General features: G+C 70.4%; 22 protein-coding genes. 15 read left to right on the forward strand and 7 right to left on the reverse strand.

The features are described from left to right. Positions 1-42: 42 nt before the first annotated feature. Positions 43-1,530: an SDR family oxidoreductase gene (locus ACFY3L_RS07415; protein ID WP_389319667.1), complete on the reverse strand. Its 1,488-nt coding sequence runs from the start codon at positions 1,528-1,530 to the stop codon at positions 43-45. A gap of 44 nt (positions 1,531-1,574) precedes the next feature. Here ACFY3L_RS07415 and glyA point away from each other — a divergent pair, with 44 nt between their 5' ends. Together glyA and ACFY3L_RS07425 are read left to right on the forward strand one after the other, a co-directional pair. Further along, the gene (glyA, locus tag ACFY3L_RS07420) at positions 1,575-2,825 is read left to right on the forward strand and encodes a serine hydroxymethyltransferase (protein ID WP_389319669.1); all 1,251 of its coding nucleotides are present in this window, start codon (positions 1,575-1,577) and stop codon (positions 2,823-2,825) included. Next, positions 2,822-3,220, forward strand: coding sequence for a hypothetical protein (locus ACFY3L_RS07425; protein WP_389319671.1), 399 nt, complete (start codon positions 2,822-2,824; stop codon positions 3,218-3,220). The genes glyA and ACFY3L_RS07425 overlap by 4 nt, the downstream gene beginning before the upstream one ends. Positions 3,221-3,230: 10 nt before the next feature. Here the strand turns inward: ACFY3L_RS07425 and ACFY3L_RS07430 are convergent, their stop codons facing one another. Next, on the reverse strand, positions 3,231-3,692 hold the full coding sequence (locus tag ACFY3L_RS07430) for a hypothetical protein (protein ID WP_389319672.1): 462 nt from the start codon (positions 3,690-3,692) through the stop codon (positions 3,231-3,233). A 220-nt stretch (positions 3,693-3,912) separates the two neighbouring features. Between ACFY3L_RS07430 and ACFY3L_RS07435 the strand changes: the two genes are divergently transcribed. From ACFY3L_RS07435 to ACFY3L_RS07485, 11 genes are all read left to right on the forward strand, one after another. Then, complete coding sequence (locus tag ACFY3L_RS07435) at positions 3,913-4,128, forward strand: AtpZ/AtpI family protein (protein ID WP_360560358.1); 216 nt, start codon at positions 3,913-3,915, stop codon at positions 4,126-4,128. 34 nt (positions 4,129-4,162) lie between these two features. After that, the gene (atpB, locus tag ACFY3L_RS07440) at positions 4,163-4,936 is read left to right on the forward strand and encodes a F0F1 ATP synthase subunit A (protein WP_389319674.1); all 774 of its coding nucleotides are present in this window, start codon (positions 4,163-4,165) and stop codon (positions 4,934-4,936) included. Between the two features lie 94 nt (positions 4,937-5,030). Further along, positions 5,031-5,255 carry an ATP synthase F0 subunit C gene (gene atpE / locus ACFY3L_RS07445; RefSeq protein WP_033362324.1) on the forward strand — a complete coding sequence of 75 codons (225 nt, stop codon included), beginning with the start codon at positions 5,031-5,033 and terminating at the stop codon, positions 5,253-5,255. 40 nt (positions 5,256-5,295) lie between these two features. Continuing rightward, complete coding sequence (locus ACFY3L_RS07450) at positions 5,296-5,847, forward strand: F0F1 ATP synthase subunit B (protein WP_389319676.1); 552 nt, start codon at positions 5,296-5,298, stop codon at positions 5,845-5,847. Next, on the forward strand, positions 5,844-6,665 hold the full coding sequence (locus ACFY3L_RS07455) for a F0F1 ATP synthase subunit delta (RefSeq protein WP_389319678.1): 822 nt from the start codon (positions 5,844-5,846) through the stop codon (positions 6,663-6,665). Before ACFY3L_RS07450 ends, ACFY3L_RS07455 begins: the two co-directional genes overlap by 4 nt. Positions 6,666-6,705: 40 nt before the next feature. Then, a complete protein-coding gene (gene atpA / locus ACFY3L_RS07460; protein ID WP_389319680.1) occupies positions 6,706-8,343 on the forward strand; it encodes a F0F1 ATP synthase subunit alpha in 1,638 nt (545 codons plus the stop codon). 3 nt (positions 8,344-8,346) lie between these two features. Then, complete coding sequence (locus tag ACFY3L_RS07465) at positions 8,347-9,273, forward strand: F0F1 ATP synthase subunit gamma (protein ID WP_389319682.1); 927 nt, start codon at positions 8,347-8,349, stop codon at positions 9,271-9,273. Continuing rightward, the gene (gene atpD, locus ACFY3L_RS07470) at positions 9,273-10,700 is read left to right on the forward strand and encodes a F0F1 ATP synthase subunit beta (protein ID WP_389319684.1); all 1,428 of its coding nucleotides are present in this window, start codon (positions 9,273-9,275) and stop codon (positions 10,698-10,700) included. Before ACFY3L_RS07465 ends, atpD begins: the two co-directional genes overlap by 1 nt. A 254-nt stretch (positions 10,701-10,954) precedes the next feature. Next, positions 10,955-11,239: a F0F1 ATP synthase subunit epsilon gene (locus tag ACFY3L_RS07475; RefSeq protein WP_360560367.1), complete on the forward strand. Its 285-nt coding sequence runs from the start codon at positions 10,955-10,957 to the stop codon at positions 11,237-11,239. Between the two features lie 16 nt (positions 11,240-11,255). Continuing rightward, complete coding sequence (locus ACFY3L_RS07480) at positions 11,256-11,711, forward strand: DUF2550 domain-containing protein (protein WP_360560368.1); 456 nt, start codon at positions 11,256-11,258, stop codon at positions 11,709-11,711. An 80-nt stretch (positions 11,712-11,791) separates the two neighbouring features. Next, the gene (locus ACFY3L_RS07485) at positions 11,792-12,718 is read left to right on the forward strand and encodes a discoidin domain-containing protein (RefSeq protein ID WP_389321109.1); all 927 of its coding nucleotides are present in this window, start codon (positions 11,792-11,794) and stop codon (positions 12,716-12,718) included. Here the strand turns inward: ACFY3L_RS07485 and ACFY3L_RS07490 are convergent. Further along, positions 12,706-13,287, reverse strand: coding sequence for a cob(I)yrinic acid a,c-diamide adenosyltransferase (locus tag ACFY3L_RS07490; RefSeq protein ID WP_389319687.1), 582 nt, complete (start codon positions 13,285-13,287; stop codon positions 12,706-12,708). The genes ACFY3L_RS07485 and ACFY3L_RS07490 overlap by 13 nt on opposite strands. A gap of 28 nt (positions 13,288-13,315) precedes the next feature. On the opposite strand from ACFY3L_RS07490, the gene murA reads away from it, so the two are divergent. Next, positions 13,316-14,599, forward strand: coding sequence for a UDP-N-acetylglucosamine 1-carboxyvinyltransferase (gene murA / locus ACFY3L_RS07495; RefSeq protein WP_389321112.1), 1,284 nt, complete (start codon positions 13,316-13,318; stop codon positions 14,597-14,599). Positions 14,600-14,852: 253 nt separating this feature from the next. Here murA and ACFY3L_RS07500 read toward each other — a convergent pair whose 3' ends face one another. Beyond that, on the reverse strand, positions 14,853-15,164 hold the full coding sequence (locus tag ACFY3L_RS07500) for a hypothetical protein (protein ID WP_389319688.1): 312 nt from the start codon (positions 15,162-15,164) through the stop codon (positions 14,853-14,855). An 88-nt stretch (positions 15,165-15,252) separates the two neighbouring features. Here ACFY3L_RS07500 and ACFY3L_RS07505 point away from each other — a divergent pair, with 88 nt between their 5' ends. Beyond that, the gene (locus tag ACFY3L_RS07505; RefSeq protein WP_389319690.1) at positions 15,253-16,104 is read left to right on the forward strand and encodes a 3-hydroxyacyl-CoA dehydrogenase family protein; all 852 of its coding nucleotides are present in this window, start codon (positions 15,253-15,255) and stop codon (positions 16,102-16,104) included. Here ACFY3L_RS07505 and ACFY3L_RS07510 read toward each other — a convergent pair. The 3 genes from ACFY3L_RS07510 to ACFY3L_RS07520 are packed head-to-tail and all read right to left on the reverse strand — an operon-like array spanning position 16,089 to position 19,979. Next, on the reverse strand, positions 16,089-18,311 hold the full coding sequence (locus ACFY3L_RS07510; protein ID WP_389321115.1) for an ATP-binding protein: 2,223 nt from the start codon (positions 18,309-18,311) through the stop codon (positions 16,089-16,091). The two genes, ACFY3L_RS07505 and ACFY3L_RS07510, sit on opposite strands and share 16 nt — an antisense overlap. A 43-nt stretch (positions 18,312-18,354) precedes the next feature. Continuing rightward, complete coding sequence (locus tag ACFY3L_RS07515) at positions 18,355-19,140, reverse strand: ABC transporter permease (RefSeq protein ID WP_389319692.1); 786 nt, start codon at positions 19,138-19,140, stop codon at positions 18,355-18,357. Continuing rightward, a complete protein-coding gene (locus tag ACFY3L_RS07520; RefSeq protein WP_389319694.1) occupies positions 19,137-19,979 on the reverse strand; it encodes an ABC transporter ATP-binding protein in 843 nt (280 codons plus the stop codon). The genes ACFY3L_RS07515 and ACFY3L_RS07520 overlap by 4 nt, the downstream gene beginning before the upstream one ends. Between the last annotated feature and the right edge of the window lies 1 nt (position 19,980).

The following is a 19,980-nucleotide window of genomic DNA, read 5'->3' on the forward strand; positions in this document are numbered from 1 at the left end:
GCCCGGCCCGGCCCTGCTCGGCCGCCGAGCCTGCGCTGCGGATCAGCCGCTGACCGTCGCCGGCGCGGGGAGGCGTTCGGCGGAGCGGGCGATGTTGCGGGCCATGCCGCCGAAGACGATCGCGTGGAAGGGCGCGACGCTGAGCCAGTACAGGTGGCCGGCCAGGCCGCGCGGCAGAAAGACGGCGCGCTGCTCGTACACCAGCCGCCCACGCTGATCGAGCGCCGCGCGCATCTCGAGCCAGGCCTGCCCGGGAAGCTTCATCTCGGCGCGCAGCCGCAGCAGCTCGCCCGGCACGATCTCCTCCACCCGCCAGAAGTCCAGGGCCTCGCCGACGTAGAGGCGGTGCGGGTCGCGGCGGCCGCGGCGCAGCCCCACCCCGCCCACGAGCCGGTCCAGCCAGCCGCGGACCGACCAGGCGAGCGGGAAGGAGTGCCAGCCGTTCTGCCCGCCGATCGCCTCGATGACGCGCCACAGCTGGTCCGGCGAGGCCTCGACGATCCGGCTGCGGTCGTCGCGGTACACCGTGCCGCCAGACCACGCGGGATCCGACGGCAGCGGGTCGCTCGGCGCGCCCGGGAGGGCCGCGTTGGCCCAGCGGGTCTCCACGTCCGCGTCGCGGATCTTGCGCAGCGCGAGCCGGACGGCGAGGTCGAAGCCGGTGAGCCCGTCGTGCGGGTCGGGCACGAACGCGGCGATGTCGTGCTCGCGGCAGACCGCCTCATGGATGAGGCTGCCGACGAGTGGGCGGGCGATCCGGTTGGGCACCGGCGTGACCAGGCCGACCCAATGCGACGACAGCCACGGGGTGAGCGCCCGGACCGGCAGCACGACCCGTGGCGGGAGGCCGGCGACGACGGCGTACCGGCGCATCATCTCGGCGTAGGTGAGCACGTCGGGCCCGCCGATGTCGAACGCCCGGTTGAGCGGCACGGGGAAGACGGTCGCGGCGGCGACGAGGTAGCGCAGGACGTCGCGGATCGCGATCGGCTGGATCCGGTTGTGCACCCAGCGGGGGGTGACCATGACTGGCAGCCGTTCGGTGAGGTACCGCAGCATCTCGAACGACGCCGAGCCGGAGCCGATGATGACGGCCGCGCGCAGCACGACGGTCGGCACGCCGCTGCGCAGGAAGATGTCGGCGACCTCGCCGCGCGAGCGCAGATGCGGCGAGACGGTCCCGTCGTCCGGCACCGGTCCGCCCAGGTAGACGATCCGCTGCACGCCGGCGTCGACCGCGGCGACGGCGAGGTTGAGCGCGCTGAGCCGGTCGACGTCCTCGAACGCCGCCTGCCCGAGCGCGTGGACCAGGTAGTAGACGACGTCGACGTCGCGCATGGCGTCGGTGAGGCGCTCGTCCTGCTCCTCCACCAGGTCGCCCTGCACGATCTCGACCCGGTCCGCCCACGGCACGTCCCGCAGCCGCCGCGGGTCGCGGGTCAGGCAGCGCACCTCGTGGCCCGCGGCGAGGAGACGGGGGACCAGCCGGCCGCCGACATAGCCGGTCGCACCGGTCACGAGGCATCGCATGACTTCATGCTTACCCTGCGCTCATGCGCCCTAGACTCGTTTTCATGGGCGACACCTACTGGGGGCCGGACTTCGACGCGCTCCGCGAGACGGACCCGCAGATCGCGGACGTCGTCCTCGACGAGCTGGACCGCCTGCGCGGCGGCCTGCAGCTCATCGCCAGCGAGAACTTCACCTCGCCCGCGGTGCTGGCCGCGCTGGGTTCGACGCTGACCAACAAGTACGCGGAGGGCTACCCCGGCCGTCGCTACTACGGCGGCTGCGCCGCCGTCGACCGGGCCGAGGAGCTCGCGATCGAGCGGGCCAAGGCGCTGTTCGGCGCCGAGCACGCCAACGTCCAGCCGCACAGCGGCGCGAGCGCCAACCTCGCGGCGTACGCGGCGCTGCTCATGCCCGGCGACACCGTCCTGGCGATGGAGCTGCCGCACGGCGGGCACCTCACCCACGGCAGCAAGGTCAACTTCTCCGGCAAGTGGTTCAACACGGTCGGGTACCCGGTGCGCCGCGAGGACGAGCTGATCGACTACGACGAGGTGCGCGACCTCGCCCTCAGCCACCGTCCCGCGATGATCATCTGCGGCGCTACCGCCTACCCGCGGCTGATCGACTTCGCCCGCTTCCGCGCGATCGCCGACGAGGTCGGCGCCTACCTGATGGTCGACGCGGCGCACTTCATCGGCCTCGTCGCCGGCAAGGCGATCCCGTCGCCGGTCGAGCACGCCGACGTGGTCAGCTGCACGACGCACAAGGTGCTGCGCGGCCCGCGCGGCGGCATGCTGCTGTGCCGGGAGACCCTCGCGCAGCGCATCGACAAGGCGGTCTTCCCGTTCACGCAGGGCGGGCCGCTCATGCACGCGGTCGCGGCGAAGGCGGTCGCGCTGCACGAGGCGGCACAGCCGGCGTTCGCGGACTACGCGGCCCAGGTCGTGCGCAACGCGCGGGCGCTCGCCGCCGGGCTCGAGGCGCAGGGGATGCGGCCGGTGTCCGGCGGCACCGACACCCACCTGGCCCTCATCGACCTGCGCGGGCTCGGGATCACCGGGCGCGACGCCGAGGAGCGTTGCGACGCCGCGGGGATCACCCTGAACAAGAACGCCATCCCGTACGACCCGGAGAAGCCGATGACCGCCTCCGGGGTGCGGGTCGGCACGCCGTCGGTGACGACGCAGGGGATGGGCGAGGCGGAGATGGCCGAGATCGCCGCGCTGATCGGCGGCGCGATCCGTGGTGAGCGGGTCGGCGACCGGGTGACCGACCTGGTCGGGCGGTTCCCGGCGTATCCTGCTCCACTGTGAGGAAGCGACTGCAGCACCTGCCGACCGCGTTGATCGCGATGGGTGGCCTGCTCGTGGCCGCCGCGCCGCTCGCCTGGTGGCGTGACGGCGGCACCGGCGCGCTCGGCGCCCTCGCCGGCGTGGCCCTCGTCATGCTGAGCTACACCGTGTCGAGCCTGGTCATCGCGGTGACCGACCTGCGGGCCCGGCACCTGCTGATGCCGGTGGCGCTCGGCACGTACATCCTCAAGTTCGCGATCATCGGCGTCGTCATGTGGATCGTCGCGGAGACCGGCTGGGGCGGCCTGCCGTGGCTGGGCGCGCTGGTGATCGCCGGCACGCTGATCTGGGTCGCGGCCCAGGCGGTCTGGGTGTGGCGGGCGAAGATCCCCTACGTGGAGATCGAGCCGTCCTAGCAGCGCGCCTTCAGCAGGGGTTGCGGCGCTCGCCGCTGGTGTTGGACAGCCCGGAGCTGCGCCGGTTGTCATACACGCTGGCCTCCACCTGGGTGCGGAAGGTGCCGTCCGCGCAGGCGGTGCCGACCTGCCGGGTCCTGTCCGCGGCGGACCGCTCGCGGGTCGTGTTGGCCACATTGCTGACGAACGTGTCCTGGGCCACAGTGACCCAGGTGCCGCCGTCGTTGCGCTGCAGCCGGACGGTGACGGTCAGCCCGTCGGGGCCGGGCGGGTCGCAGCGGAACTGGGCGGCGGCGACGATCCTGCCGCCCTTCTCCGTGGGCCGCTGCGGTGAAACCGAACACACGACCCTCCCGTCACCGCCGCTCGAGGCCGTCCGTGGCCTGTCGCCGGGGCCCGTCTTGGTGATCACGACGGCGGTCAGAATGACGAAAAACGCGATGACGGCGTTGCGCAAGGTCATTACCCCCATACGCATTGTTATCCTTGACCTTCAGCTAACCGTCTGGGGGTGACCGTGCGCAACATTCACTCACGCATCAGTCGTGTAGTTGACGTTCGCCTGGCGTTCGGCGTAGTAACGTTGACGGCCGTCGGTTGATGGCACCCGGCCCCTAGAGCAACCCCCGCGCGATGAGCACGCGGGGGTCGATGCACAGGTGCTCCCGGCAGGCTGATATGGTCACCGCGTCATGGCCGGTAACCAGACACCCAAGCAGTCCGGATCGAGTGGTGCCAACGAAGGTTGGGCCGCCGTCGGATACCTCATCTCGGGCATCGCCGTATGGGGCTTCGTCGGCTGGCTGATCGACGAGTGGCTCAATGCCGGAGGAATCGTCACGGCGATCGGGTGTGTGCTCGGCGCCGCTGGTGGCATCTACCTGGTCGTCAAGCGCCTTGGCGCCTGACGCGCCGGTTGAATTGATAAACGAGAGGGACGTGGTGAGCGGTCTGGTTCTGGCGGAGACGCCTTTCCCGCCCAGCGTGGAAGACATCTTCCCTCCCCACCTGTTCGGTGTGGAGTGGCTGACCAAGTTCAGCCTGTTCCTGTGGCTGGCCGTGGCGCTGGTGCTCATCTACTTCCTGGTCTCCTACCGCGACCCCAAGATCGTCCCGACCAAGAAGCAGTGGCTCGCCGAGTCGATCTACGGTTTCGTGCGGGAAGGCGTCGCGAAGGACGTCATCGGACACGAGGGGCTGCGGTTCGCGCCCTACCTCGCGTCGCTGTTCGTCTTCATCCTCGTCGGCAACATCTTCTCGATCATCCCGTTCATCCAGGTCTCGCCGATGGCGCACATCGCGTTCCCGGCCGGCCTGGCGATCTGCACGTATGTGCTGTACCTGTTCCAGGGCTTCAAGAAGCACGGTTTCGCGGGCTACATCAAGCACGCCGTCTATCTGCCCGCCCCGTGGTACATGCAGTTCCTGCTGATCCCGATCGAGTTCCTGCAGGCCTTCGTCCTCCAGCCGGTCACGCTCGCCCTGCGTCTGTTCGCCAACATGTTCGCCGGGCACATGCTGCTGCTGGTCTTCACACTCGGCGGCTTCGCGCTGCTCAACGCGGAGAGCTTCTTCCTCAAGCCGATCTCGCTCGTGTCGTGGGCGATGACCATCGGCCTCACCTTCTTCGAGCTGCTGATCGCGGCGCTGCAGGCCTATGTCTTCACGCTGCTGACCGCCAACTACCTGGCGGGCGTCCTCGCCGACGAGCACTGAGCCGCACCCCCCGCTTCGGAATCGATAGCGAACGCACCACCTTTTTTCAGTTGTCCCGCGTGAACGTCACGCGAGATCTCAGGAGGAATTCCACATGGACCACCTGGCAGCAGTCAACGGCAGCCTCAGCGCCATCGGCTACGGCCTCGCCGCCATCGGCCCCGGCATCGGTGTCGGTATCGTCTTCGCGTCCTACATCCAGGCGACCGCCCGTCAGCCCGAGTCGGCCGGCCTGACCCGTACGTACATGTTCCTCGGCTTCGCCGTGGTCGAGGCGCTCGCCCTTCTCGGCATCGCCTTCGGCTTCGTCTTCAAGTAAGCCACCCGCCTCCACCAACCTTTAGAGCGGGAGGTTTCCCATGCTGCAGTTCCTGGCTGAAGAGGGAGCTCAACACAACCCGATCATCCCGATCTGGCAGGAGATCGTCGTCGGCCTGATCGCCTTCGGCATCCTGTGCTTCGTGCTGATGAAGTTCGTCTTCCCGCGCATGGAGGAGACCTTCCGCGCACGGGTCGACGCGATCGAGGGTGGCATCAAGCGCGCCGAGGAGGCGCAGGCCGAGGCCAACCGGCTGCTGGAGCAGTACAAGCAGCAGCTCGCCGAGGCTCGCACCGAGGCGGCCAGCATCCGTGACGAGGCGCGCGCCGACGCCACGGGCATCCGTGAGGACATCCTCGCGAAGGCCCGCGAGGAGAGCGACCGCATCATCGCGGCCGGCCGCGAGGCCCTGCAGACCGAGCGGCAGACCATCGTCCGTCAGCTGCGCGCCGAGATCGGCTCGCTCGCGGTCGACCTCGCCGGCCGGATCGTCGGGGAGTCGCTCGAGGAGGAGGCTCGCCGTCGTGGCACGGTCGAGCGGTTCCTCAACGAGATCGGTGACAGTCCTGCCGGCACCGCAGGGCGGCGTTGATGGACACCATCAACCGGGAGTCCTACGGAGCCGCTGCCGACCAGCTCGCCGCATTCGCGGCGAGCGCTGACGTTCAGCGGATCGGTGCCGTCGGCGAGGACATCCTCGCGGTGGCCGGTCTGCTGGAGCGTGAGCGGCGGCTGCGCCGGGCCCTGGCCGACCCGGGTCGCTCCGGCGACGACCACGCCGCCCTCCTTCGCTCGGTTCTGTCGGGCAAGGTCAGCGCCGAGGCCGTCGACATCCTCGCGACCCTGGTCACGGGCCGTTGGTCCGGCCCCGGTGCGCTCCTGGACGGCGTCGAGCTGCTCGGGGTCACCGCACTGCTGTCCGGCGTCGACCGCGCCGGCAACCTCGGCGACGTCGAGGACGAGCTGTTCCGGTTCGGTCAGGTCGTCTCCGGCGACAGCAGCCTCGCCGGGGCACTCGCCGACACCACGTCGCCGCTGCCGGCGCGGGTCCAGCTGATCCAGGACCTGCTCGGTGGCAAGGCCGAGCCGGCCACCGTCCGGCTAGCGGAGCTGGCGGCCGGCGGATTCGGCGGCCGGAGTTTCGAGAGCTCGCTGACCCGCCTCATCGAGCTGGCCGCGAAGCAGCGCGACCATTCGGTGGCCTACGTCACGACCGCGGTCCCCCTGACCGAGGCTGACGAGCAGCGCCTGGCCGGTCGTCTCGCCGAGTTGTACGGTCGAGAGGTCTCCCTGAAGATCGACGTCGATCCGCGCATCCTCGGTGGCGTGCGGGTCAAGGTCGGGCCGGACCTGTATGACGGCACGGTGTCGCGGCGTCTCGCCGAGGCGAAGACGGCACTCGCCAACTAATCCCCGAAGCTTGATTCACTTCCAGATAGAAGGTTGAGGAATGGCCGAGCTGACCATCTCCTCGGACGACATTCGGGGCGCACTCGAGCGCTACGTGTCGTCCGTTGATTCACGGATCTCCCGCGAGGAGGTCGGCGTCGTCTCGTACGCCGGCGACGGTATCGCCCAGGTCGAGGGCCTGCCCTCGACGATGGCCAACGAGCTGCTCGAGTTCGAGGACGGCACGCTCGGCGTCTCGCTCAACCTTGACGTCCGCGAGATCGGTGTCGTCGTCCTGGGCGACTTCGAGCGCATCGAGGAAGGTCAGCAGGTCAAGCGGACCGGCCGCGTGCTCTCGGTCCCGGTCGGCGACGCCTTCCTGGGCCGCGTGGTCAACCCGCTCGGCGAGCCGATCGACGACCGCGGCGAGATCGCCAACGAGGGCTTCCGCGAGCTGGAGCTCCAGGCGCCCAACGTCATGGCCCGCCAGCCCGTCAAGGAGCCCCTACAGACCGGCATCAAGGCGATCGACGCCATGACCGCCATCGGCCGGGGCCAGCGCCAGCTGATCATCGGTGACCGCAAGACGGGCAAGACCACGGTCGCGCTCGACACGATCATCAACCAGCGCGACAACTGGCGGTCCGGCGACCCGAAGAAGCAGGTCCGCTGCATCTACGTCGCCATCGGTCAGAAGGCCTCGACGATCGCCGCGACCCAGGGCATCCTCGAGGAGCAGGGCGCGATGGAGTACACCACCATCGTCGCCTCCCCGGCGTCCGACCCGGCGGGCTTCAAGTACCTGGCCCCCTACGCCGGCTCGGCCATCGGCCAGCACTGGATGTACGGCGGCAAGCACGTCCTGATCGTCTTCGACGACCTGACGAAGCAGGCCGAGGCCTACCGCGCCGTGTCGCTGCTGCTGCGCCGCCCGCCGGGCCGCGAGGCCTACCCGGGCGACGTCTTCTACCTGCACTCCCGGCTCCTGGAGCGCTGCGCGAAGCTGTCCGAGGAGCTCGGCGGCGGCTCGATGACCGGCCTGCCGATCATCGAGACCAAGGCCAACGACATCTCGGCGTACATCCCGACCAACGTCATCTCGATCACCGACGGCCAGGTCTTCCTCGAGTCCGACCTGTTCAACCAGGGCGTCCGCCCCGCCATCAACGTCGGCACCTCGGTGTCCCGCGTCGGTGGTTCGGCCCAGGTCAAGGGCATGAAGGACGTCGCCGGCCGGCTGCGGCTGGACCTCGCGCAGTACCGCGAGCTGGAGGCATTCTCGGCGTTCGCGTCCGACCTGGACAAGGCGTCGCGGGCCCAGCTGGACAAGGGCGCCCGCCTGGTCGAGCTGCTCAAGCAGCCGCAGTTCTCCCCGTTCGCGGTCGAGGACCAGATCGTCTCGGTGTGGGCCGGCACCACCGGCAAGCTCGACGACGTGCCGGTCAGCGAGATCCGCCGCTTCGAGAGCGAGTTCCTGCAGTACCTCCGCAGCAACCGCAAGGAGCTCATCGCCGCCATCGCGGAGTCGAAGAAGCTGCCGCAGGAGACCATCGACGGCCTGACCGACGCGATCGCCAGCTTCAAGAAGACGTTCACGGCCAAGGGCTCGGACACGTCGCTCAACGAAGCTCCGGCCAAGGCGCTGCAGGGTGAGCAGGCTCGCGAGACCGTCACCCGCCAGGTCCGGAAGTCGGGCTGAGCCATGGCCGGTCAGGTACAGGCACTGCGCCGGAGGATCCGCACGGTCAAGTCGACCAAGAAGATCACCAAGGCGCAGGAGCTCGTCGCCACGAGCCGCATCGGTAAGGCGCAGGAGCGGGTCGCCGCGTCGCTGCCCTACGCCGAGGCGATCACGGGCGTGCTGACGGCACTGGCGACCAACACCAACGTCGACCACCCGTTGCTGGTGCCGCGCAGCCCGGTCCGCCGGGCCGGGGTGCTGCTGGTCACCAGTGACCGGGGCCTCTGCGGCGGCTACAACGCCAACGCGATCCGCCAGGCCGAGCAGCTCATCGCCCGGCTGCGCGCCGACGGCAAGCAGGTCGCGCTCTACGTCTCCGGACGCAAGGGCGTGGCGTACTACCGGTTCCGCGGTCGCGAGATCGCGGGCAGCTGGACCGGTTTCTCCGAGCAGCCGCGGTTCGAGAACGCGCGGGAGATCGGTGAGACCCTGATCCAGGCCTTCGTGAACGGCGCCGACGACACGGTGGACGGCCCCGGCCCGGACGGCATCTACGGTGTCGACGAGCTGTACATGGTCCACACCCAGTTCCGCTCGCTCATGACGCAGACCCCCGTCGCGCGCATCGTCGCTCCGATGGAGGTCGAGGAGCAGCAGGTCACCGGCCCGCTGCCGGCGTACGAGTTCGAGCCGGAGGCCGAGGAGCTGCTCGAGGCGCTCCTGCCGAAGTACATCAACACGCGGATCTTCGCGGCGTTGCTGGACTCGGCGGCGAGTGAGTCGGCGGCCCGCCGGCGCGCCATGAAGAGCGCCTCAGACAACGCCGACGACCTGCTGAAGCGGTACACGCGCGAGATGAACTCCGCACGGCAGGCGGCGATCACCCAGGAGATCAGTGAGATCGTCGGCGGCGCCAACGCGCTGGCGGCGGCGGGAAGTGATGTGTGATGACTGCACCAGCGAAGACCGCGGTCGGCCGCGTCGTCCGGGTCATCGGCCCGGTCGTCGACGCCGAGTTCCCGCGCGAAGCCATGCCCGACATCTACAACGCGCTCAACGTCGAGGTGACCCTCTCCGAGGGCACCAAGAAGCTGACGCTGGAGGTCGCGCAGCACCTCGGTGACAACCTGGTGCGCGCCATCTCGATGCAGCCGACCGACGGCCTGGTCCGCGGCGCCGAGGTCATCGACACCGGCAAGGGCATCTCGGTGCCCGTCGGCGACGTGACCAAGGGCCACGTGTTCAACGCCCTCGGCGACGTGCTCAACGCCGACGAGTCGAAGCTCGAGATCAACGAGCGCTGGGAGATCCACCGCAAGGCTCCCGCGTACGCCGAGCTCGAGCCGAAGACCGAGATGCTGGAGACCGGCATCAAGGTGCTCGACCTGCTCGCGCCCTACGTGCGCGGTGGCAAGATCGGCCTGTTCGGCGGTGCCGGCGTCGGCAAGACCGTTCTGATCCAGGAGATGATCATCCGGGTCGCCCGGAACTTCGGTGGCACCTCGGTGTTCGCCGGCGTCGGCGAGCGCACCCGTGAGGGCAACGACCTCATCCTGGAGATGGACGAGGGTGGCGTTCTGGACAAGACCGCGCTGGTCTTCGGCCAGATGGACGAGCCGCCCGGCACCCGTCTGCGGGTCGCCCTGGCCGCGCTGACCATGGCCGAGTACTTCCGTGACGTGCAGAACCAGGAGGTGCTGCTCTTCATCGACAACATCTTCCGGTTCACGCAGGCCGGCTCGGAGGTCTCGACGCTGCTCGGCCGTATGCCGAGCGCCGTGGGCTACCAGCCGACCCTGGCCGACGAGATGGGTCAGCTGCAGGAGCGCATCACCTCCGTCCGGGGCAAGGCCATCACCTCGCTCCAGGCGATCTACGTGCCCGCCGACGACTACACCGACCCGGCGCCGGCCACCACGTTCGCCCACCTGGACGCGACGACCAACCTCGAGCGGTCGATCTCGGACAAGGGCATCTACCCGGCCGTCGACCCGCTGGCGTCCTCCTCGCGCATCCTCGCGCCGGAGTACGTCGGCATCGAGCACTACACGGTCGCCCGCGAGGTGCAGCGGATCCTGCAGAAGTACAAGGACCTGCAGGACATCATCGCCATCCTCGGTATGGACGAGCTGTCCGAAGAGGACAAGGTCACGGTCGGCCGTGCCCGGCGCATCGAGCGGTTCCTGTCGCAGAACACCTACGCGGCGGAGCAGTTCACCAACGTCCCCGGTTCGACCGTCCCGCTCAAGGAGACGATCGAGTCGTTCAAGAAGATCTCCGAGGGTGAGTACGACCACTTCCCCGAGCAGGCCTTCTTCATGTGCGGCGGTCTCGAGGACCTCGAGCGCAACGCGCACGAGCTCATGAAGGACTGACGTCTCTGCACGAAAAGGGCGCCTCCCGGTTCTCGGGGGGCGCCCTTTCTGCTTGGTTTTCAGGAAATGGCCGCCATGATGGCGTGACATACGTCACGCTCTGGAGTGGTGGATGGCCATCTGCAGCGCGATTGTGGACCGCCACTTCACGGGCAATTCAGGAGTTGTGCCAACGTGGCGAGGCCCACTGCTCGTCGCGTCGGATCATTGACTACACTCGGCAAAACCAATCGCGCACACGAGGAGTAACTAGCGTGGCGAGGCAGCTGCACGTCGAGCTCGTAGCCGTCGAGGAAAAAGTCTGGTCCGGTGACGCCGACATGGTCATGGCGCGCACGACGGAGGGCGAGCTCGGTGTGCTTCCCGGTCACGCGCCGCTGCTCGGTCAGCTGGCCGAGCCCGGTCAGGTGCGCATCAAGCACTCCGGTGGGCAGGAGATCGCCTTCGACGTCTCGGGCGGGTTCCTCTCCGTCACGGCGACCGGGGTGACGGTGCTCGCCGAGAGCTGCACCCCCGCCTCCGCGCAAGCCGCGCACTGACCGGCGGGCGGCGTCGGTGAGGATCGTCGAGGGAATCGGCATCGGGGTCCTCATCCTGCTCGCCGCTCTGGCGCTGCTCTTCCTGCGCCGTGTGGTCATCGCCCGGCAGGGCGGCACGATCGAGCTGGGTGTCCGGCTGAGCACCATGGTGCCCGGCCGGGGCTGGTCCGCGGGCCTGGCCCGCTTCGCCGGCGACGAGCTGAAGTGGTATCGCATCTTCAGCTTCTGGCCCGGCCCACGCCGGGTGCTGTCCCGGCGTGGGCTCTCCGTCGACCGCCGGCGCACCCCGGACCCGGCCGAGCTGCTGGTGCTCCCGCCGGACTGGGTGATCGTGCGGTGCGTCAGCCGGCAGTCGCCGGTCGAGATCGCGATGGCCGAGCGGGCACTGACCGGGTTCCTGTCCTGGGTAGAGGCGGCGCCTCCGGGTGAATCGACCCCGGAGACCCGGCCGTACAGGTATCGCACAAACTAAGCAGAATTGACGATTCTCTTTCTTCGGGTGGGGAACTGGCGCGGTTTGAGAGCGCTCCAGTAGCTGTCACCCGTAGGAAAATCCCGTATGTCCAGAATGCTCGCTGCCGTGGTGATTTCCATGGCGGTGCTGTTCGCGGTGCCCGCTCCTGCTTCTGCTTTGTCGCGGCCCTCGCTTCTGCTTCTGCCGCTGCCACCTGCGGGGGCACCGGCGCCGCGCTCAACCGGCCCGCCACCGCCTCGCCGTCCGAGAGCGGCAGCCTGCTGCCGGCGAAGACGTTCGACGGTGACAGGGCCACCCGCTGGTCCAGCGCGTTCAGCGGCCCGCGGTGGCTGCAGGTCGACCTCGGTGCCGCCCGGCGGCTGTGCCGGGGCGTGCTGTGCTGGGGCGTGCTGTGCTGGGAGGCCGCCTACGCCCGTACGTTCGCGCTGCAGGGTTCGTCGAACGGCACCGCCTGGTTCGACCTGGTGCCGGCGGCCACTGGTACCGGCGGGACACAGACGCTGTCCGTCGCCGCCACGACGGCCGCCCGGCACGTACGCCTGACCCGCCTGATCCGCGCCACCCGATACGGCTACTCGCTGTTCGAGCTCGCGGCGCACCCGGCGGTGGTGCCCCCGGCCGCCCCGGCGGCGTGGCCGACCTGGGGCGGCGGCTCCGGGCACGCGGGCGTCAACGTGGGGGAGCGGACGCTGGGCGCCGCCAACGTGGAGACCCTGCGCCGGCTGCGACTGGCCGGCGTCAACATCGAGGCGCCGGTCGTCGCCAGCGGCGTCGCCTACGGTCAGGCCGGCACCCTGCAGTTCGCCGCCATCGACGTGGCGTCCGGCGCGGTGCGCTGGACCACGCCGCCGGCGACCGAGCCCGCGCTGCGCCACACCACCGGCGGGACCGTCGGCAACGGCCTCGTCCACGCCGGGACGCGGATCGGCTTCATCCACGCGTTCGACGCCATGACCGGCGCCGAGCGGTGGAACGTCGAGGGGCCGGGGGTCTACGGCACCTGACGGTTGGCCCCCGGCACCCACTTCACGTCGCCGTCGGGGTTCGCGATCCGGCCCAGGATGAACAGCAGGTCCGACAGCCGGTTCAGGTACTTCACCGCCAGCCCGTTCGTGTGCTCCGGGTCGAGCTCCACCAGCGCCCACGCGCTGCGCTCGGCCCGGCGCGTCACCGTCCTCGCCACGTTGAGCAGCGCCGCGCCGGGCGTGCCGCCGGGGAGGATGAACGAGTCGAGCTTCGGCAGGCGCTCGTTGAACTCGTCGCACCACGCCTCAAGGCGGGTCAGGTACTCCTCGGTGACCCGCAGCGGCGGATACTCGGGCTCCGCCGTGATCGGGTTGCACAGGTCGGCGCCCACGTCGAAGAGGTCGTTCTGCACGACGGTCAGCACCGCCCGCAGCTCGTCGGTCAGCTCACCCATCGCGACCGCGACCCCGAGCGCGGCGTTGGCCTCGTCGACGTCGGCATACGCGCCGATGCGTGGATGGGTCTTCGGCACCCGGGAGAAGTCGCCCAATCCGGTCGTGCCGGTGTCGCCGGTCTTGGTGTAGATGCGGGTGAGGTGAATGGCCATGGGCTTCACCGTACGGAATGCCCCTACGATGGCGGTCGTGGACGTGATCCGTGTGATGGGCGGCGCCAGGCTCGCCGGTGACGTGTCGGTGGTCGGCGCCAAGAACTCCGCCTTGAAGCTCATGGCCGCCGCGCTGCTGGCGACCGGGCGTTCGGTGCTCACCAACGTGCCCCGCATCACCGACATCGCCATCATGGCGGAGGTGCTGCGCCGCCTCGGCTGCGAGGTCGAGCAGGACGACGACCGCGTCACCATCGACGTGCCCGAGCAGCTCGGCACCGAGGCCGACTACGACCTCGTGCGCCGGCTGCGCGCCTCGATCTGCGTCCTCGGCCCGCTGCTGGCCCGCTGCGGCCACGTCCGTGTCGCGCACCCCGGCGGCGACGCGATCGGCTCGCGCGGCCTCGACATGCACGTGGAGGGCCTGCGCCGGATGGGCGCGGACATCTCCGGCGAGCACGGCTTCGTCATCGCCACCGCCCCCAAGCTCCACGGCGCCACCATCTGGCTCGACTTCCCGAGCGTCGGCGCCACCGAGAACCTGCTCATGGCCGCCGTCCTCGCCAAGGGCCGCACCGAGATCGACAACGCGGCCCGCGAGCCGGAGATCGTCGACATCTGCCGCATGCTCACCGACATGGGCGCCGACATCTCCGGCGCCGGCTCCTCCCGCCTCGTCATCGAAGGCGTCCCCGAGCTGCGCCCCGTCTCGCACCGCACCGTCGGCGACCGCATCGTCGCCGGCACCTGGGCCTTCGCCGCCGCCATGACCCGCGGCGACGTGACCGTCCACGGCATCGACCCGAGCTTCCTGGAGATCGCGCTGGACAAGGTCGCCACCGCGGGCGGCCAGGTCGACACCTTCGCGGATTCCTTCCGGGTCCGCATGACCGACCGCCCTCAGGCCGTCGACGTGGTCACCCTGCCGTTCCCCGGCTTCGCCACCGACCTGCTGCCCATGGCGGTCGGCCTGGCCTCCGTCAGCGAGGGCTCGTCCCTCATCACGGAGAACATCTTCGACGGCCGCTTCATGTTCATCAACGAGATGTCCCGCCTCGGCGCCGACATCCGCACCGACGGCCACCACGCGGTGGTCCGCGGCGTCGAACGCCTCTCCGGCGCCCCGGTCACCGCCACCGACATCCGCGCCGGCGCCGGCCTGGCCATCGCCGGCCTGTGTGCCGACGGCATCACCGAGATCCGCCACGTGCACCACATCGACCGCGGCTACCCGAGCTTCGAGTCGGACCTGCGCGGACTGGGCGTCGAGGTCGAACGCGCCGTCGCGCCCCCCGACCAGTTCGACTTCTGAGCTGCGACTCCCCACCGCCGGCGCGGCGGGGGGTCGCATGATCCTGTGCGGTTCTGGTAGCCCGGGCTACCGCAATCATTCGGGATCATGGCGGGCCAGACCCCAGCCACGGCGGCGGGCGGCCACCGGATGCGGCGCAGCCGCGGGCCCTGCGGTGCCGGGTGAGAATTTCCATTGGGCCCGCCGCGCCGGCCGTGGGCTGGGAGAACAGCGGTCGGGTGAGAATTTCCACCGGCCCCGACGCGGCAGGGACCTACTGCGCCAGGAGCAGGCGGGCGCGGTCGTACTCGCCGGCGAAGACCAGGACGCGGACCATGCCGTCGGGCCCGGTGGCGAGGGTGGCGCGGACGCCGTTGCGGCGGAGGCGGTCGCGGACATCGCGGGCGAAGGCCAGGTCGCCGATGAGCGAAACCGACCGGAGCAGGCCGTAGTCGGGGGCGCTGCCGGGATCCGGCATGCAGACGCCGGATTGGCCTGGGCATCGTTCGCCGAGGCGGAGCAGCCGGATGATCAGGATCAGGGTGGCGAGTGCGCCGGCCGACGCCGCCCATCCTGCGAGGTACATGAGGGGCACGCTGACAGTCTGCCACTAGAAGATCACCCTTTGGAGCCGGATAGGGTCAGCGGGTAGCAACGATGCGAAAGGGAGTCACATGGCGGGTCGACTGGCGGTCATCGGAGCAGGGCTGATGGGATCTGGCATCGCCCAGGTCGCCGCGCAGGCCGGGTGGGAAGTGACGCTGCGGGATCTGACCGATGAGGCGATACGGCGCGGTGTGGACGGCATCGAGAAATCGCTGACGAAGTTCGCGAGCAAGGGCGTGATCGCCGAGGGCGATGTGCAGCAGGCCCTCGCGAGGATCACCACCACCACGGACCTGGAGGCGGCGGCGGAGGCCGACATCGTGGTGGAGGCGGTGTTCGAGCGGCTGGACGTGAAGCAGGAGCTGTTCGGCACGCTGGACAAGATCTGCCGGGCGGACGCGGTGCTGGCGACGAACACGTCCGCGATCCCGGTGACACAGATCGCGACCGCCACGCAGCGGCCCGAGCAGGTCGTCGGGACGCACTTCTTCAGCCCGGTGCCGGTCATGAAGCTGTGCGAGCTGGTGCGCGGCTACAAGACCAGCGACGAGACGCTGGCGACGGCGCGGGCGTTCGCCGAGGAGATCGGCAAGACGTGCATCGTGGTCAACCGGGACGTCGCCGGGTTCGTCACCACGCGGCTGATCGCCGCGCTGGTGGTCGAGGCGGTGCAGCTGGTCGAGAGCGGCGTGGTGAGCGCCGAGGACCTCGACCTGGCGTGCAAGCTCGGCTTCGGCCATGCGATGGGCCCGCTGGCGACGACCGACCTGACCGGTGTCGACGTGCTGTACCACGCGGCGAAGAACATCCACACGGACACCGCCGACCCGAAGTTCTTCCCGCCGGAGCTGCTGGCGCGGATGGTCGTCGCCGGGGATCTGGGGCGCAAGACCGGGCAGGGCTTCTACAAGTACGCCTGAGCGAGCTGCGCCGGGGGCTCCAGCGCGACAGGGGCCCCCGGAAGGGTGAAGCTGAAGCGGCTCCCGCCGCCGGGGTTGTCCACCACGGTGATCGAGCCGCCGTGCCGGTCGATCACACGGCGGCAGATGGCCAGCCCGAGGCCGGTGCCGCCGTACGCCTGGCCGGTGTGCGCCCGGTGGAAGGACTCGAAGACGTGGGGCTTGTCGGCGTCGGGCACGCCGATGCCCCGGTCCGCGACCTCGACCCTGACCCAGCCCGGTCCGGCCGGTGACGCGCTGACGTCGACCTTCGGAACGCGGCCGGGCCGGACGTACTTGAGGGCGTTGCCGATCAGGTTGTCCAGCACGTGCCGCAGCAGCACCGGGTCGGCGTCGACCCACGGCAGCGGGCCGACGTAGATGTCGGGGCGGACGGCGAGGTGGTTGACCCGTTCGGCGACGACCTCGGCGACGAGCCCGCCCAGGTCGAGCGGCTGCGTTCGCAGGGGCGCGTCGCGGGCCGTGGTGTAGGCGAGCAGGTCGTCGATCAGCCGCCGCATCCGTACCACTCCGGCGCTGACCCGCTCGAGGCTCGCGCCGGCGTCGCGAAGACCCGCGACCAGCGCGTCCCGGGCGCCGTCGGCGAGCGGGGCCGAGGACTGCAGCGCGGCGATGGCGTCGTGCGCCATCTCGGCGTGGGCGGCGATGACCGTCAGCGGGTTCTTCAGGTCATGGGCGACGATGCCCGCGAAGGCGGTCAGATCGCCCTCGCGCTCCCGGATCTCGGTGATGTCGTGGAAGACGGCGATGGCGCCGCGCCGTCCGTCCACGTCGAGGGGCCGCCCGCTGACGGACAGCAGCGTGCCGTCGGGGCGGCCGGCGTTGCGGATGACCATCTCGATGCCGTCGGTCGACTCACCGTCGAGGGCGCGCACCAGCGGCAGGTCCGCCGTCGGGAACTCGGTCCGGCCGTCGGGCCGGTAGATGCCGTAGTGCGACTGCCAGGCGTCCATCCCGGTGGCGTCGGCGTCCAAGCCGAGCATCGCCTTGGCGGCCGGGTTGTGGACCAGGAAGGCGCCGTGCTCGTCGACCACGCCGACGCCGTCGCTGATCCGGTCGAGGATGCCGTTGAGCAGCGCGACCTGCCGGCGGGCGGTGCGTTCGGCCTCGCGCAGCTCGGCGGTGGCGGCGATGACCCGGTTCTCGGCGCGGGCCCGGCCGCCGGCGAGAGCCCACAGCATGACCACGACCAGCAGGGTCAGCAGCGTGCCGCCGGCGCCGACCGCGAGCGGGGCGGTGTTGGCCGGGCCGGACAGCCCGGCGAGCCGGCCGGACTCGGCGGCCAGGACGAGCCGCCAGTGCCGGTTCGCGATCGGGATCGTCACCTCGCGGCGCAGATCGGTGTCGGGGATGCGGTGCAGGAACGCGACCCGGGTGTCCTGGCCGACGCCGTTGTCGGCCCACAGGTCCGCGTCGACCTTGCCCTGGGTGGCAGCGTCCAGCACGCCGCCGACGAAGTTCTGCCCGCGCAGGCCGAGCACGACCCAGCCCTTGAACGTCTTCGTGCCGGCGGGCGTCGGGTTGCCGTACACGGGCGCGGCGAGCGCGAACGAGAGCTGCTGCTTCGCGATGGGCAGGGAACGGTCGCGCAGCAGGACGTACGTGTCGGACACGGCGGGCGCGCCGGAGCGGCGGGACTCGTTGAGGGCGGCGGCCGGCTCGGCGGACTGCGACAGGTCGGTGCCGGGGGCGGTCGTGGGCACCCCGTCCAGCGGCCGGGAGAAGATGACGAACAGGTGCTCCCGCCCGCTGCCCTTGGCGGTCAGGTCGAGCCCCGTGACGCCGCGGTCCCGCCAGTACCCCTGGACCTCCTCCAACTGGGAGTCCCCGGCGGGCACGACGAAGACCAGGGACGTGGCACCGGGCAGTCCGGCGTCGCGCAGCGGGGCGGTGGTCGTGGCGAAGTCGTCGAAGGTCAGCGTCTCGTGCGATCCGACGGCCGCGGCGACGACGCGCAGCGAGTCCAGGTACCGGTGGACCTCGGTGCGCACGGCCGCCTCGGCGAGCGACGTGTCGCGGTCCATGACGGCGTTTGCCCGGGCCTGCTGGTTGCTCCGCAGGGAGGCGGCCGCGTTCCAGGACGCCGCCAGCCCGAGGGCGAGGACCAGCAGGATCGCCAGGATGCCGGCCGTGCCGGCATGCCGGACCGCCGTGCCGAGCCGCCCCATCACCCCGCACTGATCGGCAACCGGTTGGCAACCCTGAGTGAAACTACCCCCGGTCGGTCCAGCGGAACGTGAAGACGCACAGCACCAGGCCGATCACGACCCAGGCGCCGAGCGCCACGGCCACTTGCCCGAGTGCCCAGGACCCGCCGACCTCCTGTGCCGCGAACGAGTCCGGCAGGAAGACCGAGCGCATGCCCTGCGTCATCCACTTCAGCGGGAACAGGGACGCGATCGTGCGCATCCAGTCGGGGAGGCTCGTGTACTGGAAGAACACGCCGGAGATGAACTGCAGCACCAGCGCGACGGGGGTCACGATCGCGGGCGCGCCGCGGCCGCTGCGGGCGAGCGAGGAGAACGCGATCCCGCACAGCGTGCAGGCGCTGATCCCGAGCACCCCGACCCACGCGAGCGTCCCCCACTTCGCCGCCGTCGAGGGCAGCGGCAGGTCGTAGAAGGCCACCGCGGTCGCGAGCAGCACCACGGCCTCCGCCGTGCCGATCGCCAGGACCATGACGACCTTGCCGATGAAGTACGCGGTCCGCGGCATCGGCGTGCCCCGCAGCCGCTTCAGGATGCCCTTCTCGCGCTCCATCGGGATCTGGATGGCGAGGGCCTGGAACCCGGTGGTCAAGAGCCCGGCGGCGAGCATGCCGGCCGCGAAGTACTGCGCGAACGACACGCCCGGGGCGATCTCGGCGTCGAAGACCGCGCCGAAGATGACGAGGAGCAGCAGCGGGAAGACGAGCGTGAAGATCACCGACTCCCGGCTGCGCAGGAACTGCCTGATCTCCAGCCCGCCGCGGGCCAGTCCGAGCCGCAACGTGGTCATTCGCCGGCGCCGATCATCCGCAGGTACACGTCCTCGAGGCTGGGTCTGGTCACGGTCAGGCCGGGGACCTCGCCGCCGAACCGCGCGGCGAGCCGGGCCACGACGGCGGTCGGGGTGTCGGTCTGCTCCTGGCGGGGGCCGTCCGGCTCGTCCCAGGTGACGGTCGCGGCGGAGGTGCCGCGGTTGCCGAGCCGGGCGGGGGTGTCGACGGCGATGAGCCTGCCGCCGACGAGCACACCGACCCGGTCGGCGAGGTTCTCGGCCTCGTCCAGGTAGTGGGTGGTGAGCAGGATCGTGGTGCCGGCCGCGGCGAGCGCCCGGATCAGCCCCCAGAACTCGCGCCGCGCCTCCGGGTCGAAGCCGGTGGTCGGCTCGTCGAGGAACAGCAGCTCGGGCCGGCCGATGATGCCGAGCGCCACGTCGAGGCGGCGCTTCTGCCCGCCGGACAGGACGCGCGTCCGGGCGTCGCGCTTGCCGGCGAGCCCGACCCGATCGATGACGGCGTCCGGGTCGTCGGCGTTGCGGTAGTACAGCGCGAAGTGGTGCACGACCTCGCGCACGGTCAGGTCGTCGAACTCGCCGGTGCTCTGCAGCACGACGCCGACCCGCTGCCGCCACGCCGCGTCCGCGTTGTGCGGGTCGACGCCCAGCACGGTCGCCTCGCCGCTCGTACGCCGGCGGAACCCCTCGAGGATCTCGACCGTCGTCGTCTTGCCCGCGCCGTTGGGGCCCAGCAGCGCGAAGACCTCACCGCTGTGCACATCGAGGTCGACGCCGTCGACGGCGACATGTCCGCGGTACCGCTTGTGTAGGCCTCGCACGGTGATCGCTTCCGTCACG

The organism is Dactylosporangium sp. NPDC000521, from assembly GCF_042898305.1.
Classification (GTDB): domain Bacteria; phylum Actinomycetota; class Actinomycetes; order Mycobacteriales; family Micromonosporaceae; genus Dactylosporangium.

Excerpts from the sequence above, each read along its gene's own strand:
- ACFY3L_RS07415 (WP_389319667.1), bottom strand. The coding sequence starts at position 1,530 with ATGCGATGCCTCGTGACCGGTGCGACCGGCTATGTCGGCGGCCGGCTG.
- glyA (WP_389319669.1), top strand. The coding sequence starts at position 1,575 with ATGGGCGACACCTACTGGGGGCCGGACTTCGACGCGCTCCGCGAGACG.
- ACFY3L_RS07430 (WP_389319672.1), bottom strand. The coding sequence starts at position 3,692 with ATGGGGGTAATGACCTTGCGCAACGCCGTCATCGCGTTTTTCGTCATT.
- ACFY3L_RS07435 (WP_360560358.1), top strand. The coding sequence starts at position 3,913 with ATGGCCGGTAACCAGACACCCAAGCAGTCCGGATCGAGTGGTGCCAAC.
- atpE (WP_033362324.1), top strand. The coding sequence starts at position 5,031 with ATGGACCACCTGGCAGCAGTCAACGGCAGCCTCAGCGCCATCGGCTAC.
- ACFY3L_RS07450 (WP_389319676.1), top strand. The coding sequence starts at position 5,296 with ATGCTGCAGTTCCTGGCTGAAGAGGGAGCTCAACACAACCCGATCATC.
- atpA (WP_389319680.1), top strand. The coding sequence starts at position 6,706 with ATGGCCGAGCTGACCATCTCCTCGGACGACATTCGGGGCGCACTCGAG.
- ACFY3L_RS07465 (WP_389319682.1), top strand. The coding sequence starts at position 8,347 with ATGGCCGGTCAGGTACAGGCACTGCGCCGGAGGATCCGCACGGTCAAG.
- atpD (WP_389319684.1), top strand. The coding sequence starts at position 9,273 with ATGACTGCACCAGCGAAGACCGCGGTCGGCCGCGTCGTCCGGGTCATC.
- ACFY3L_RS07490 (WP_389319687.1), bottom strand. The coding sequence starts at position 13,287 with ATGGCCATTCACCTCACCCGCATCTACACCAAGACCGGCGACACCGGC.
- murA (WP_389321112.1), top strand. The coding sequence starts at position 13,316 with ATGGCGGTCGTGGACGTGATCCGTGTGATGGGCGGCGCCAGGCTCGCC.
- ACFY3L_RS07500 (WP_389319688.1), bottom strand. The coding sequence starts at position 15,164 with ATGTACCTCGCAGGATGGGCGGCGTCGGCCGGCGCACTCGCCACCCTG.
- ACFY3L_RS07505 (WP_389319690.1), top strand. The coding sequence starts at position 15,253 with ATGGCGGGTCGACTGGCGGTCATCGGAGCAGGGCTGATGGGATCTGGC.
- ACFY3L_RS07510 (WP_389321115.1), bottom strand. The coding sequence starts at position 18,311 with ATGGGGCGGCTCGGCACGGCGGTCCGGCATGCCGGCACGGCCGGCATC.
- ACFY3L_RS07515 (WP_389319692.1), bottom strand. The coding sequence starts at position 19,140 with ATGACCACGTTGCGGCTCGGACTGGCCCGCGGCGGGCTGGAGATCAGG.